We start from the raw sequence: 12,943 nt of genomic DNA, 5'->3' as shown, positions 1-12,943 counted from the left end.
CTCCTTGTGACGGCGCCGCCTCTCGAACGGCGCAACGGTTGCTGCAAATGCGCGCCGCGCGATTACTTCGCGGCAACGATGTGGAACTTGATCTGCACCTCGTCGGCGACGACCGACGTGTCCTTCCATTCGCCCGTCCCGATCGCGTACGCCGAGCGCTTGATCGGCAGCACGCCGTCGAAGGTCTGCGTCGCGCCGTTCTGCGTGACGGTCACGGGCACCGTGATCGTCTCGGCGTGACCCTTGATGGTCAGCTTGCCCGTGACGTTGTACTTGTTGCCGCCCGCGGGCGCGATCGCGGACGACGCGAAGGTCGCCTGCGGGTACGTCTTCGCGTCGAACCACTCCTTGCCCGCGACCTGATCGTTGTACATCTTGTCGCCGAGATCATAGCTCGCGACGTCGATCGTCACCTGCGCGCTGCCCTGCGCGGCCTTGGCCGGGTCGAACTTGATCTGCGCGCTGAACTTCTTGAACACGCCTTCGGTCGGCACGTTCATCTGCTTCGACACGGCGGAAACCTTGCTCTTCGCCAGGTCGACCTGCGCGAGCGCGGAGGCGGAGGCGACGAGCGCGGCGGTGACGAACAGCGCGGCCAGGGGGCGGACGAACGGAGTTTTCATGGACGATCCTTACTTGAGAAAGGGAAGCATGCGCGACAGCACGCCGTCGCGATCGAGCCACTGGTGCTTGACGGCCGCCGCCGCGTGCAGCGCGACGAGCGCCAGCAGGCCGTAGTTGAGCGTCACGTGCAGCGTCTTCAGCAGTTCCTTGAGCGCCGGATCCGGGTCGATCAGGCGCGGCAGCGGGACGATGCCGAGGTACACCACCGGGATGTTCGACGCCGAGCTGTACAGGTAGCCGCTCAGCGGGATCGCGAACATCAGCAGGTACAGCAGGACGTGCACGGCATGCGCGCCGAACCGCTGCAGCGCCGGGATGGTGTTCGCGAGCGGCGGCGGCACATGGGTCGCGCGCCACAGCAGCCGCAGGATCGCGAGCGCGAACACCGTCACGCCGAGCCACTTGTGCCACGAGTAGTACTTGAGCTTGGTCGGCGTGAAGCCGGGAATGTCCGTCATCACCCAGCCGAGCGCGAAGCCGCAGACGATCAGGAGCGCGATCAGCCAGTGCAGCGCGATCGCGGTGCGCGTGTACGATGTCGGCGCGGGGACGGGACTCGATGCCATGGGTTCCTCAGGTGAGCGAAAAGCCGGACCGGCGGAGCGCAGCCGCGCCGCACAAGGTCAAGGCCGCCATGCTACCTCAACCTGCGGGCAGCAGCAGGCATGCAAAAATGACGATTCTGTCATCCAGGCCGCTGCCCGGGCGGGCGGCCGAAGCACGCCTCCAGCCCCGCGAAAAGCGCCATTTGGTAAGATTGGCGCGGGTTCCAGCCTGCCCGCCCGTCGCCCACGACACCGCGCAACCATGCTCCATATGGATAGAAACGACCTGATTGCCTGTCACGAATGCGACGCACTGTTGCACAAACCGCGCCTGAGCGGCAAACAGATCGCGCGCTGCCCGCGCTGTGACGGGCTGCTCTACCGCAACACCTCGACACAGATCGAAAAGATCTGCGCGCTCACGCTCGGCGCGCTGATCACCTTCCTGATCGCGCAGGCTTTCCCGATTCTCGAGATGGATCTCAACGGCATGCGCGTGCGCACCACGCTGATGGGCGCGCTCGAGACGCTGTGGAACCAGGACATGCGGATCGTCGCCGCGATGGTGTTCTGCTCGACGCTGCTGTTCCCGCTGATCGAGCTGGCCGCGCTGCTCTATCTGCTGTTCCCGCTGCGCGCGGGCTACGTGCCGCCCGGCTTCAACCGCGTGCTGCGCGCGATCCAGCTCGTCCGCCCGTGGGGGATGATCGAGGTCTTCATGCTCGGCGTTCTCGTCACCATCGTCAAGATGGTGAGCCTCGCGCGCGTGATCCCCGAAGCGGCGCTGTTTGCTTTCGCCGCGCTGACGCTGATGCTCGCCGTCGTCGTGATGTTCGACCCGCGCACCCTGTGGGATCTCGCCGACGACCTCGACGCGCGCCGCGCCGCGCCCGCCGCCGGCGGCGGCAAGGCAGCCGTCCGGTGAGCCCGCTGAGCGCCGCCCGCTCGGGCCACGCGAGCTGCCATGCGTGCGGCCACGTGCAAAAGCTGCGCAACCCCGCCGGCGAGCCCTGCGCGCGCTGCGGCGCCGCGCTGCACCTGCGGATCCCGAACAGCATCAACCGCACCTGGGCGCTGCTGCTCGCCGCGGTGATCCTCTACATCCCCGCGAACCTGCTGCCGATCATGCGCACCACCTCGATCGTCGGCGTGCAGGACAACACGATCATGAGCGGCGTCGTCTATTTCTGGGTGTCCGGCGAGTGGCCGCTCGCCGTCATCGTGTTCGTCGCGAGCGTGCTCGTGCCGATGCTCAAGCTCGGCGTGCTCGTGATCCTCGCGACCACCGCGCAGCGCCGCTCGGCGTGGCGGCCGATGCAGCGCATCAAGCTGTACCGGCTCGTCGAACGCATCGGCCGCTGGTCGATGCTCGACGTCTTCGTCGTCACCATGACCGTCGCGCTGGTCCACTTCCGTTCGCTCGCCGTGATCACCGCCGGCCCCGGCGCGCTCGCCTTCGGCGCGGTCGTGATCCTGACCATGCTCGCCTCGATGCAGTTCGATCCCCGCCTCATCTGGGACCCCGTCGAAACCTCAGGGAATCATCATGAATAGTCCGCAAGACCCGCACCAGGCGCCGAATGCGGGGGGCGGCCAACCGACGCCCCCGCCCGAGCCCGTCATCACGCACCGCTCCGGCTGGCTGCCGTCGCTCGTCTGGCTCGTGCCGCTCGTCGCCGCGCTGATCGGCATCGGCCTCGTCGTCAAGTCGGTCCTCGAACGCGGCCCCGAGATCACGATCAGCTTCCGCAACGCCGAGGGCCTCGAACCCGGCAAGACCCAGGTCAAGTACAAGGACGTCGAGATCGGCATGGTCAAGGCGATCACGCTGTCGAAAGACCTGTCGCACGTGCTCGTCGACGTGCAGCTCAAGAAGGAGTCGGAAGATTTCGCGGTGAAGGGCTCGCGCTTCTGGGTCGTGCGGCCGCGGGTCGGCGCGAGCGGCGTGTCGGGTCTCAGCACCCTGCTGTCGGGCGCCTACATCGGCGTCGACGCGGGCCGCTCGCAGGACACCGAGAAGAACTTCAGCGGGCTCGAATCCCCGCCCGCCGTCACGGGCGACCAGAAGGGCACCTCCTATGTGCTGCGCGGCGATTCGCTCGGCTCGATCGACATCGGCTCGCCCGTCTACTACCGGCGCGTGCAGGTCGGCCAGGTGGTCGGCTTCTCGCTCGACAAGGAAGGCACGGGCGTGACCTTCAACGTGTTCGTGAACGCGCCGTACGATCAGTACGTCGGCCTGAACTCGCGCTGGTGGCAGGCGAGCGGCGTCGACCTGCGGCTCGATTCGAGCGGCCTGAAGCTCAACACGCAGTCGCTCGCGACCGTGATCCTCGGCGGCATCGCGTTCCAGGCGCCCGCGGACCAGACGGCCGGCGCGAACGCGCCGAACAACACGACCTTCCGGCTCGGCTCCGACGAGGCGGACGCGATGCGCGCCCCGGACGGCGCGCCGGTCCAGGTGGTGCTGAACTTCAACCAGTCGCTGCGCGGGCTCGCGGTGGGCGCGCCGGTCGACTTCCGCGGTATCGAGCTCGGCCAGGTGACCAGCATCGGGATCGACTTCGATCCGGCCACCCGGTCGTTCATGATGCCGGTCACGCTCAATCTCTATCCGGAGCGGCTCGGCAAGCGTTTCCGCGATGCGATCCAGAAGCGCGGCGAGGCGGAGCGCGGCGAGATCCTGAGGCGGCTGATCCAGCACGGCCTGCGCGCGCAGCTGCGCACCGGCAACCTGCTGACGAGCCAGCTGTACGTGGCGCTCGACTTCTTCCCGAAGGCCGCGCCCGTGAAGATCGATCCGACGCGCCAGCCGGTCGAACTGCCGACCGTGCCGAACACGCTCGACGAGCTGCAGCTGCAGGTCGCCGACATCGCGAAGAAGCTCAACAAGGTGCCGTTCGACCAGATCGGCAACAACCTGAACGAGACGCTCAAGAACGCCGACAAGCTGTTCAAGCAGCTCGACACGCAGGTCGCGCCCGAGGCGCGCGACACGCTGTCGGCCGCCAAGCAGACCTTCGCGACCGCCGAGGCGACGCTGCAGCAGGATTCGCCGTTGCAGTCCGACGTGCGCGGCGCGCTGAAGGAGCTGACGCGCACGCTGCAATCGCTGAACGCGCTGTCCGACTACCTCGAACGGCACCCCGAATCGTTGCTGCAAGGCAAACCCGGAGACAAGAAATGATCCGCCATCCTGACCGGCTTGCCCGCGGCGCCGCGCGCGCCCTCGCCGCCGCCGCGCTCGGCGCGGCGCTGTCGGCCTGTTCCTCGCCGCCCGCGCGCTTCTATACGCTGACGCCCGACACCGTCACGGCGGGCCGCAGCCTGCCCGCGAACCCGCCGCTCCTGATCCAGGTGCCGGCCGTCAACGTGCCCGAGCAGGTGGCGCGCAGCCAGTTCGTGGTGCAGAAGAGCGTCGCGCAGGTCGACGTGCTCGAACAGGAACGCTGGGCGTCGCCGCCCGCCGACGAGATCCGGCGCGCGCTGTCGGCGGCGCTCACCGCGCGGCTCGGCACGATCGATGTCGCCGGCTCGGCGGCCCCGCCCGGCGTGCCGGTCTACCGCGTCAGCCTGGACGTGCAGCGCTTCGAATCGTGGCCCGGCGAGCAGACCGTGCTCGATGCGGTGTGGAGCGTGCGCGCGCTGCCCGGCCAGGCGGTCATGACCTGCCGCAGCGTGTTCGCCGAGCCGGTGAAGCCGGGCTTCGACGCGCTCGTCGGCGGCCATCGGCAGGCGCTCGGCGCGCTGGCCGCGCAGATCGCGCTCGGAGTGCGCACGCTCGCGGCCGCGCCGACGCCCGCGAAGAGCGCTTCGGCCGCGCCCCGCGCCGCTTGCCCGGCGGCGCCCGAAGGCGGCCCCGCCGCGCCGCAATGACGCCCGGACGCGCCGGCGTCCATGTTCTGCAATTTTTTCGGACTGACGCCGAACGCATGCGCGGCCAAACAGTCGCCTTGCGTTTTTCGGCGCGATTGACGATCCTACGCGCCTTGGGGCGACAATCCGTCGACGCCCGCGCACGATCCGGCCCCCGGCCGGGCCGCGACGCCGCCCCACCGCGCCGGCCACGCCCGGCGCGACGTCCGAAGCATCCCGCCCTCCGGGGCCCCCGACCTCTCCCGTTTATGTTTCGTTCCCTGACGACCCTGATCAAGAAGTGGCGCGCGTCGCGCAATGCCGGCCACCAGCTGGATGCGCTCCTCGCCACCGCGAACGCCGACGCGGCCTACGCGGAACGCAGCGAATGGCTGATCGAGCTGGCGCACTGGCTGCATCGCAGCAGCGGCGGCACGCCGTCCGCCGCGTCCGGCGCCGGCGACGACGCCGAGCGCAGCTACGTCGCGCACGCGCGGCTACGCTACGTGTTCCACGTGCTGGACCGCAATCCCGAATGGAAGAGCAATGTCGCGCGCATCCTTCGCGCGGCGCTGCGCGAAAGCGACGGCATCGCGCTGCTGTGCGACGCCGGCATGCCCGTGCATTCCGGCTTCTTCGGCGCGCTGTTCGAGCGGATCGACTCATCGCTGATCCCGCCCGCGCCGAACCGGCGCGAACTGTCCGCGCTGTTCACGCTGATGTTCCCCGCGCCCGACGACGCCGCGTGGATCGACGCGCTGCCCGACGACCTGCTCGCACGCCTGCGCGAGCTGTTCGAGCACGACGTGACCGACAAGGAGCGCCACCAGCCGGGCTCGTTCTCGCGCGATCTGCTGACCGCGCTGCACAACCTGACCTGCCAGATCAGCTCGACCGGGCTGTCGCAGACGGTGCGCAGCCGGCTGTCCGACGACGACGACCAGACGCCGCTCGAAGCCCAGCCGTTCTACCGCCTGACCCGCGCGATGCTCGCGGTCGAGACCGCGCATGCGACCGTCGAGGAAGGCGGCGACGCGAGCAAGCTGCTGCACGAGGTGAACTATCTGCGGGTGCTGCTCGACGACTGCCGGCGCGCGGTCGACAACGTGTTCGCGCACCTGTATCGCAACGGCGTGTCGGTCGACATCGTGTTCCAGGTCGAGCGCATGCGCATGCGGATCCAGCGCGCCGAATCGCTGCTCAACGCGTGGATGGCGCGCGAGGATCTGCGCGGGCTCGCGCACCTGACCGCGGAGCTGGTCGACGCGAACCAGAACAGCCAGAGCGTCTCGCATCTGGTGCGCAGCAATTTCTCGCTGTTCGCGCGCAAGCTGGTCGAGACCAATGCCGACACGGGCGAACACTACATCTCGCGCGGCCGCGACGAGTACCTGAAGATGCTGCGCATGGCGGCGGGCGGCGGCCTCGTGACGGTCGCGACGGTGTGCATCAAGTTCTGGATCACGGGCGCGCACCTGCAGTCGATGCTCGAGGGCATGCTGGCCGGCATCAACTACGCGGCGAGCTTCATCCTCATGCACTTCCTGCATTTCTCGCTCGCGACCAAGCAGCCCGCGATGACCGCGCCGACGATCGCGCGCGAACTCGACGACATCGGCCATGAGGAAGGGATCCGCCAGTTCGTCGCGTCGGTGGTCGCGCTGATCCGCACCCAGGCGGCCGCGATCTCGGGCAACGTGCTGGTGGTGCTGCCCGTGTGCTTCGCGGTGCAGATGTTCGCGAGCACGGTGCTGCACGCGAACGTGATCTCGCCGCAGAAGGCGCACGCGACCCTGCAGTCGTTCTCGCTGTTCGGCCCGACGCCGATCTACGCGGCGCTCACCGGCGTGCTGCTGTGGGCGTCGAGCCTGCTCGCCGGCTGGGCCGACAACTGGTTCGTGCTGCACCGCGTCGGCGACGCGCTGACCTACAACCGCCGCCTGCGCATGACCCTCGGGGTCGCGGGCGCGGCGAAGCTCGCGCACTTCTGCCGCTCGAACGTCGCGGGCGTGATCGGCAACGTCGGCCTCGGCCTGATGCTCGGCCTCGTGCCGGCCATCATCAGCGCCTTCGCGTTCTCGTTCGAGGTGCGCCACGTGACGCTGAGCGCGGGCTCGATCGGCGTCGCGCTCGGCGTGCTCGGCAAGAACACGCTGCACACGGCCGAACTGTGGTGGGCCGTGGCCGGCGTGTTCAGCATGGCGATCCTGAACGTCGCGGTGAGCTTCGCGCTCGCCTTCACGATGGCCGTGCGTTCGCGCGCGCTGCGCCCGACCAAGGTGCGCGCGCTCGTCGCCGCGGTCGGCCGCGCCGTGCTCGCGAATCCGCTGAGCCTCGTCTGGCCGACCGGCCCGCGCGGCGCGCCCGCGCGCGAATCCGGCTCGCATTGAGCGGGCGGCGGGGCGGCGGCGCGGGGACGGCCGCCGCCCCGCGTACAATGGCGTACTTTTGTCCGTCCCGTCCCCTCCTATGTCCTCCCCTTCCCTGTTCGATTTCTTCGCCCCCTGCCCGCGCGGGCTCGAAGCGGTGCTTGCCGCCGAGATCGCCGAGATCGGCGCGCGCCGCCTCGGCGGCGCGCCGTTCGAGGCGGGCGCCCAGGTGCCGGGCGGCGTCCATTTCCGCGGCACCTGGGCGGCCGGAATGGCCGCCAACCTGCATTCGCGGATCGCGAGCCGGGTCCTGCTCAAGATCGCCCACCGGCCCTACCGGAGCGAACAGGACATCTATGGCCTCGCGCTCGAGCAGCCGTGGGAGCGCTGGTTCGCGGCCACCCAGACGCTGCGGGTCGACATCACCGCGATCAAGTCGCCGCTCAAGAGCCTCGAATTCGCCACGCTGCGCGTCAAGGACGCGATCTGCGACCGGCTGCGCGAGAAGACCGGCGCGCGCCCGAGCATCGACACCGCGCAGCCCGACGTGCGCGTGTTCGCGTTCCTGACCGCGACCGAGTGCACGCTGTACCTCGACACCTCGGGCGAGCCGCTGTTCAAGCGCGGCTGGCGGCTCGACAAGGGTGCGGCGCCGCTGCGCGAGAACCTCGCGGCCGGGATCCTGCGGATCGCGGGCTGGACGCCCGACACGCCGCTCTACGACCCGATGTGCGGCAGCGGCACCTTCCTCGCCGAGGCGGCGCAGATCGCGCTCGATGTCGCGCCGGGGGTCGAGCGCCGCTTCGGCTTCGAGAAGCTCAAGCAGTACGACATCGGCGCGTGGCAGGGCCTCAAGGTCGCCGCGCAGGACGCCAAGCGCGCGGCGCGCGGGCGGCGCGACAGCGTGCCGATCTTCGGCAGCGACATCTCGGGCGACATGCTGGAGAAGGCGCGCGCGAACATCGAGCGGGCCGGCGTGCCGTCGCTGTGGCTCAAGCAGGTCGATGCGCGCGGCATGACGCCGCCGTGCGCGGACGCCGGCCTGATCATCGCGAACCCGCCGTACGGCGAGCGGATCGAGGTGCGCGGCCGCGGCCCGCGCGGCGATGCACGCGAGACCGGCCGCAATCGCGGCAGCGACGACGCGTTCCGCCGCACGCACGAGGAACAACCCGACGCCGAGTTCTTCCAGGCGCTCGGCGACGCGCTCAAGCAGCGCTTCACGGGCTGGCGCGCCTTCCTGCTGAGCTCCGACCGGACGCTGCCGGGCCAGCTGCGCCTGCGCGAATCGGCGAAGACGCCGCTCTTCAACGGCGCGCTCGAATGCCGGCTGTTCCGCTTCGACCTGATCGCGGGCAGCGTGCGCCAACGGCCCGCGGCCAGCAGCGAGGCGTAACGGCGCGCGCGCCGCGCGTCCTCGGGACGTGAGCGGCGCACGGCCAAGCCCGCCTTCTCCCGGCGGCGGTTTCGCGCGAAACCGCCGCTCCGGCCCCCTCCGGACAGCGCACGCCGCTTGCCGCGTCGCGCACCTGCCGGGCCGCGACGCCGCGCGATGCGCGACGACCAGGACACGCCCCGCCTGCGACTTTTCGCTCGCTTACACCTGCCTTTCTTTGCTGCAATCCATGCGCAGCGCCATCCCGTCGATTCGGCACTAGCCCGTTAGTCGCATACGCCCGTCGGACGGTCGACGCCACGCGTCCGGGCGGCCCACGCGCGGCCGCATGCTGCTGACACCACGCTGTCAGCAGCCCCCACGCACACTGCGCATCCGGCGCCGTGCCAAGCGGGTTTCCCGGGCGAGCGCCCCACCTCCAAGGAGTTCACCATGACAGCAGCCACCCCCGAACGCGCGATCGCCTGGTTCGATATTCCGTCGATCGACTTCGATCGCGCGATCCGGTTCTACGAGACCGTGCTCCAGACCACGCTGCAGCGCGAGGTGATCGGCGGCGTGCCGATGGCGGTGTTCGGCCACGAGGAGGCGACGACCGGCGGCTCGATCGTCTACGACCCGCAGCACTTCAAGCCCGGCGCGGACGGCGCGATCATCTACCTGAACGCAGGCGCGGCGGTCACGCCCGCGCTCGAGCGCGCGAAGCGCGCGGGCGGCCTCGTGCAGGGCGCGGTGGTCGAGCTGCCGAACCAGTACGGCTACATCGGCTACCTGATCGACACGGAAGGCAACCGCGTCGGCCTGCACGCGCCGAAATGCAGCTGAACCCCGCCGCCGGGCGCTATCATCGCGGCAGTTCCCCCGCCGCCCCCACCGAGACGTTGCGATGACGCGCCGCGCCGACCGCCTGTTCCAGATTGCCGAGCTGCTGCGCGGCCGCCGGCTGACGACCGCGCAGCAGCTCGCCGACTGGCTGTCGGTCTCGCTGCGCACCGTCTACCGCGACGTGCGGGATCTGCAGCTGTCCGGCGTGCCGATCGAAGGCGAGGCGGGCATCGGCTACCGCCTGAACCGCACCGCGAGCCTGCCGCCCCTCACCTTCACCGCCGAGGAGCTGGCCGCGCTCGCGGCCGGCGCGCGCATGCTCGAAACCTGGGGCGGCGCGCGCTTCGCGGGCGGCGCGCGGTCCGCGCTCGCCAAGATCGCGTCGGCGATGCCCGCCGACAAGCGCGCCGCGCTCGATCGCCTCGCCGTGTTCGCACCGTCGTTCCACGTCGACCGCGCGTTCTCGGAGAAGGTCGACGCGATCCACGAGGCGGTCGACCGGCGCCGCGTGGTCAGCTTCCCCTATCGCGACCGGCTCGGCGCCCACACGGAACGGCGCGTCTGGCCGCTCGGGCTCGTGTACTGGGGCGGCCGCTGGACCATCTGCGCGTGGTGCGAGCTGCGCGGCGCGTTCCGCAATTTCGACGTCGCGCGCATGGGCGACGTGACCGTGCACGAGCCCTACCCGGACGAACCCGGCCGCCGGCTCGCGGACTTCCTGCGCGCCGCCGACGCGCCGCCGATGCACTGAAGCACGCGCGGCGGACCGGCCACGCACGGCCGGCGCGGGCGACGATTTAAGACCGGTCCCATTTATCTCGATCGCGCAAGAGCCTAAAAGGAAAGCTCCTTTGCGAACGCCCATCGCGATGGCCATACCCTGCCGCCCCGTCCCGACAACGCGATCCCGCCCTCCGCATACGGTATGCTGGCGGCCGGGCTTCGGCGCGCCCGCGCCTCCCGACCGGCCGCGCCGGCCGTGCGCGTCGGGCGCGCGCGGCCCGGCCGGCAGCCCGCTTCCGCCACCCAACCAAGCCGCGACGTCGCCATGACCCAATCGAATCCCAGCATCGCCCCCCTGGTGCCGATCGCGCTCGCCGCGCTGTTCCCGCTCGCGGGCAACCTGATGTACGACGGGCTGCTCGCCGCGCTCATCGACGCCGAGGCGGGCAGCGTCTCGTTCATCACCGACGAGCCGAACGGCGTGTTCGCGCACCGCTCCGCCACGCTGGCATCGTTCGGATTCCTGGGTTTCTCGGTGGGCGCGGCGCTGGTCGCCTGCCGGCGGCGCGCGCAGGCGGCGCGCGATGCGCTCTACGCCTACCTGGGGCTCGCGCTGATCGCGGGCGGCGCGAGCGCGCTGTGTTTCGTGGTGCTGCACGCCCGCGCGACGGCCTTCACCGGCATCACGAACGACACCGGCATCCGCGTCGCGCTGCCGCTCGAGGATATTCCGCTGTATCCGCTCGGGGTGTTCCCCGGGCTGTGCGTGCTCGCATACGCAGCCGTGCTGCTGCTGCGCGGCCCGGCCAGCCGTCGCGGCTAGCCGGGCGCCCAGCGTCACTCGACCGATTTCACCATGTCCTCGATCACCTTCTTCGCGTCGCCGAACACCATCATCGTCTTGTCCATGTAGAACAGGTCGTTGTCGAGCCCCGCGTAGCCGGCCGCCATCGAGCGCTTGTTGACGATCACCGTGCGCGCCTTGTACGCCTCGATGATCGGCATCCCCGCGATCGGCGATTTCGGATCGTTCTTCGCCGCCGGATTCACCACGTCGTTCGCGCCCAGCACGAGCACCACGTCGACCTGGCCGAACTCGCCGTTGATGTCCTCCATCTCGTGCACGATCTCGTACGGCACCTCGGCTTCCGCGAGCAGCACGTTCATGTGCCCCGGCATCCGGCCCGCGACCGGGTGGATCGCGTAGCGCACGTCGATGCCCTTCTCGATCAGCTTGTCGGTCAGTTCCTTGAGCGCATGCTGCGCGCGCGCGACCGCGAGGCCGTAGCCGGGCACGATCACCACCGATTCCGCATTGCCGAGCATGAACGACGCGTCCTCGGCCGAGCCCGACTTCACCGGCCGCTGCTCCTGCCCGCCGCTCGCCGCCGCCGCGCCGGGCTCCGCGCCGAACCCGCCGAGCAGCACGTTGAAGAACGAGCGGTTCATCGCGTGGCACATGATGTACGACAGGATCGCCCCCGACGAGCCGACCAGCGAGCCCGCGATGATCAGCATCGGGTTGTTCAGCGAGAAGCCGATGCCCGCCGCCGCCCAGCCCGAGTACGAGTTCAGCATCGACACCACGACCGGCATGTCGGCCCCGCCGATCGGGATGATGATCAGCACGCCGAGCGCGAACGCGAGCGCCGTCATCACGATGAACGGCAGCCACGACTGGGTCAGCATGAACAGGATGCCGAAGCCGAGCATCGCGAGCGCGAGCAGCAGGTTCAGCAGGTGCTGGCCCGCGTACACCACGGGCGCGCCCTGGAACAGCCGGAACTTGTACTTGCCCGACAGCTTGCCGAATGCGATCACCGAGCCCGAGAACGTGATCGCGCCGACGAAGGTGCCGATGAACAACTCGATCCGGTTGCCGTACGGGATGAAGTTCGCGGCGTCCGCGCCCTGCGGCACGAGCCCGAACGCCTCGGGCTCCGACACCACCGCGTAGGCGATGCAGACCGCGGCGAGACCGATCAGCGAGTGCATCGCCGCGACCAGCTCCGGCATCTTCGTCATCTCGACGCGCGCGGCGACCACCGCGCCCACCGCGCCGCCGACCACCAGCGCGCCGAGCACGAGCCCGAGCCCGAGCGGCAGGTTGGCGCCGAGCCAGGCGGCCTGCTTGACGATCAGCGCGACGGTCGTGAGGATCGCGATCGCCATGCCGGTCATGCCGAATAGATTCCCTCGTCTAGCGCTCTTCGGATTCGACAGGCCCTTGAGCGCCTGGATGAAGCACACCGACGCGACGAGGTACAGCAGCGTGACGACGTTCATGCTCATCGCGCGCCCTCCTTGCCGCCCTTCGGCTCCTTCTTGCGGAACATCTCGAGCATGCGCCGCGTGACGAGGAAGCCGCCGAACACGTTGACCGCCGCGAGCGCCACCGCGAGCACCCCGAACACCTTGCCGGTCGTGCCGACCGTCAGCGCGGCGGCCAGCATCGCGCCGACGATCACGATCGCCGAGATCGCGTTGGTCACCGCCATCAGCGGCGTGTGCAGCGCGGGCGTCACGTTCCACACCACGTGGTAGCCGACATACACCGCCAGCACGAAGATGATCACGTTGATCACCGTGTGATTGATCAATTCCAT

At 69.8% G+C, this 12,943-nt stretch carries 12 protein-coding genes and 1 pseudogene; 9 read left to right on the top strand and 4 right to left on the bottom strand.

The features are described 5' to 3' along the window. Nucleotides 1–62: 62 nt before the first annotated feature. Both Bsp3421_RS33100 and Bsp3421_RS33095 read right to left on the bottom strand, forming a co-directional pair. Entirely contained in the window at nucleotides 63–623 is a 561-nt protein-coding gene (locus tag Bsp3421_RS33100; RefSeq protein ID WP_274001232.1) for a YceI family protein, read from the bottom strand. Nucleotides 624–632: 9 nt separating this feature from the next. Continuing rightward, entirely contained in the window at nucleotides 633–1,190 is a 558-nt protein-coding gene (locus Bsp3421_RS33095) for a cytochrome b (RefSeq protein WP_274001231.1), read from the bottom strand. A 250-nt stretch (nucleotides 1,191–1,440) separates the two neighbouring features. Here Bsp3421_RS33095 and Bsp3421_RS33090 point away from each other — a divergent pair, with 250 nt between their 5' ends. From Bsp3421_RS33090 to Bsp3421_RS33050, 9 genes and pseudogenes are all read left to right on the top strand, one after another. Continuing rightward, nucleotides 1,441–2,094, top strand: a complete 654-nt coding sequence (locus Bsp3421_RS33090; protein ID WP_274001230.1) for a paraquat-inducible protein A — start codon at nucleotides 1,441–1,443, stop codon at nucleotides 2,092–2,094. Beyond that, complete coding sequence (locus Bsp3421_RS33085; RefSeq protein ID WP_274001229.1) at nucleotides 2,091–2,723, top strand: paraquat-inducible protein A; 633 nt, start codon at nucleotides 2,091–2,093, stop codon at nucleotides 2,721–2,723. Before Bsp3421_RS33090 ends, Bsp3421_RS33085 begins: the two co-directional genes overlap by 4 nt. Next, on the top strand, nucleotides 2,716–4,356 hold the full coding sequence (locus Bsp3421_RS33080; RefSeq protein ID WP_274001228.1) for a PqiB family protein: 1,641 nt from the start codon (nucleotides 2,716–2,718) through the stop codon (nucleotides 4,354–4,356). Before Bsp3421_RS33085 ends, Bsp3421_RS33080 begins: the two co-directional genes overlap by 8 nt. Beyond that, nucleotides 4,353–5,045, top strand: coding sequence for a PqiC family protein (locus Bsp3421_RS33075; RefSeq protein ID WP_274001226.1), 693 nt, complete (start codon nucleotides 4,353–4,355; stop codon nucleotides 5,043–5,045). The genes Bsp3421_RS33080 and Bsp3421_RS33075 overlap by 4 nt, the downstream gene beginning before the upstream one ends. 248 nt (nucleotides 5,046–5,293) lie before the next feature. Next, on the top strand, nucleotides 5,294–7,414 hold the full coding sequence (locus Bsp3421_RS33070; RefSeq protein WP_274001223.1) for a site-specific recombinase: 2,121 nt from the start codon (nucleotides 5,294–5,296) through the stop codon (nucleotides 7,412–7,414). 79 nt (nucleotides 7,415–7,493) lie between these two features. Further along, nucleotides 7,494–8,789 (top strand): THUMP domain-containing class I SAM-dependent RNA methyltransferase, encoded by a 1,296-nt coding sequence (locus tag Bsp3421_RS33065; RefSeq protein WP_274001220.1) that lies wholly within the window; start codon nucleotides 7,494–7,496, stop codon nucleotides 8,787–8,789. Between the two features lie 432 nt (nucleotides 8,790–9,221). Beyond that, complete coding sequence (locus Bsp3421_RS33060; RefSeq protein WP_274001219.1) at nucleotides 9,222–9,614, top strand: VOC family protein; 393 nt, start codon at nucleotides 9,222–9,224, stop codon at nucleotides 9,612–9,614. Then, nucleotides 9,604–10,365 (top strand): annotated as a pseudogene (locus Bsp3421_RS33055) (helix-turn-helix transcriptional regulator); the annotation flags it as partial. The gene Bsp3421_RS33060 and the pseudogene Bsp3421_RS33055, both read left to right, overlap by 11 nt. Before the next feature lie 297 nt (nucleotides 10,366–10,662). Beyond that, complete coding sequence (locus tag Bsp3421_RS33050; protein WP_274001215.1) at nucleotides 10,663–11,160, top strand: hypothetical protein; 498 nt, start codon at nucleotides 10,663–10,665, stop codon at nucleotides 11,158–11,160. Nucleotides 11,161–11,174: 14 nt separating this feature from the next. On the opposite strand, the gene Bsp3421_RS33045 is transcribed toward Bsp3421_RS33050, so the two are convergent. After that, nucleotides 11,175–12,629 carry an NAD(P)(+) transhydrogenase (Re/Si-specific) subunit beta gene (locus Bsp3421_RS33045; protein WP_274001214.1) on the bottom strand — a complete coding sequence of 485 codons (1,455 nt, stop codon included), beginning with the start codon at nucleotides 12,627–12,629 and terminating at the stop codon, nucleotides 11,175–11,177. After that, complete coding sequence (locus Bsp3421_RS33040; RefSeq protein ID WP_274001212.1) at nucleotides 12,626–12,943, bottom strand: NAD(P) transhydrogenase subunit alpha; 318 nt, start codon at nucleotides 12,941–12,943, stop codon at nucleotides 12,626–12,628. The genes Bsp3421_RS33045 and Bsp3421_RS33040 overlap by 4 nt, the downstream gene beginning before the upstream one ends.

Origin of the sequence: Burkholderia sp. FERM BP-3421 (assembly GCF_028657905.1) — a bacterium.
GTDB lineage: Bacteria > Pseudomonadota > Gammaproteobacteria > Burkholderiales > Burkholderiaceae > Burkholderia.
This window is presented reverse-complemented; position numbering and strand designations above follow the sequence as displayed.

Excerpts from the sequence above, each read along its gene's own strand:
- Bsp3421_RS33100 (WP_274001232.1), bottom strand. The coding sequence starts at position 623 with ATGAAAACTCCGTTCGTCCGCCCCCTGGCCGCGCTGTTCGTCACCGCC.
- Bsp3421_RS33095 (WP_274001231.1), bottom strand. The coding sequence starts at position 1,190 with ATGGCATCGAGTCCCGTCCCCGCGCCGACATCGTACACGCGCACCGCG.
- Bsp3421_RS33065 (WP_274001220.1), top strand. The coding sequence starts at position 7,494 with ATGTCCTCCCCTTCCCTGTTCGATTTCTTCGCCCCCTGCCCGCGCGGG.
- Bsp3421_RS33090 (WP_274001230.1), top strand. The coding sequence starts at position 1,441 with ATGGATAGAAACGACCTGATTGCCTGTCACGAATGCGACGCACTGTTG.
- Bsp3421_RS33075 (WP_274001226.1), top strand. The coding sequence starts at position 4,353 with ATGATCCGCCATCCTGACCGGCTTGCCCGCGGCGCCGCGCGCGCCCTC.
- Bsp3421_RS33050 (WP_274001215.1), top strand. The coding sequence starts at position 10,663 with ATGACCCAATCGAATCCCAGCATCGCCCCCCTGGTGCCGATCGCGCTC.
- Bsp3421_RS33045 (WP_274001214.1), bottom strand. The coding sequence starts at position 12,629 with ATGAGCATGAACGTCGTCACGCTGCTGTACCTCGTCGCGTCGGTGTGC.
- Bsp3421_RS33060 (WP_274001219.1), top strand. The coding sequence starts at position 9,222 with ATGACAGCAGCCACCCCCGAACGCGCGATCGCCTGGTTCGATATTCCG.
- Bsp3421_RS33040 (WP_274001212.1), bottom strand. The coding sequence starts at position 12,943 with ATGGAATTGATCAATCACACGGTGATCAACGTGATCATCTTCGTGCTG.
- Bsp3421_RS33080 (WP_274001228.1), top strand. The coding sequence starts at position 2,716 with ATGAATAGTCCGCAAGACCCGCACCAGGCGCCGAATGCGGGGGGCGGC.
- Bsp3421_RS33070 (WP_274001223.1), top strand. The coding sequence starts at position 5,294 with ATGTTTCGTTCCCTGACGACCCTGATCAAGAAGTGGCGCGCGTCGCGC.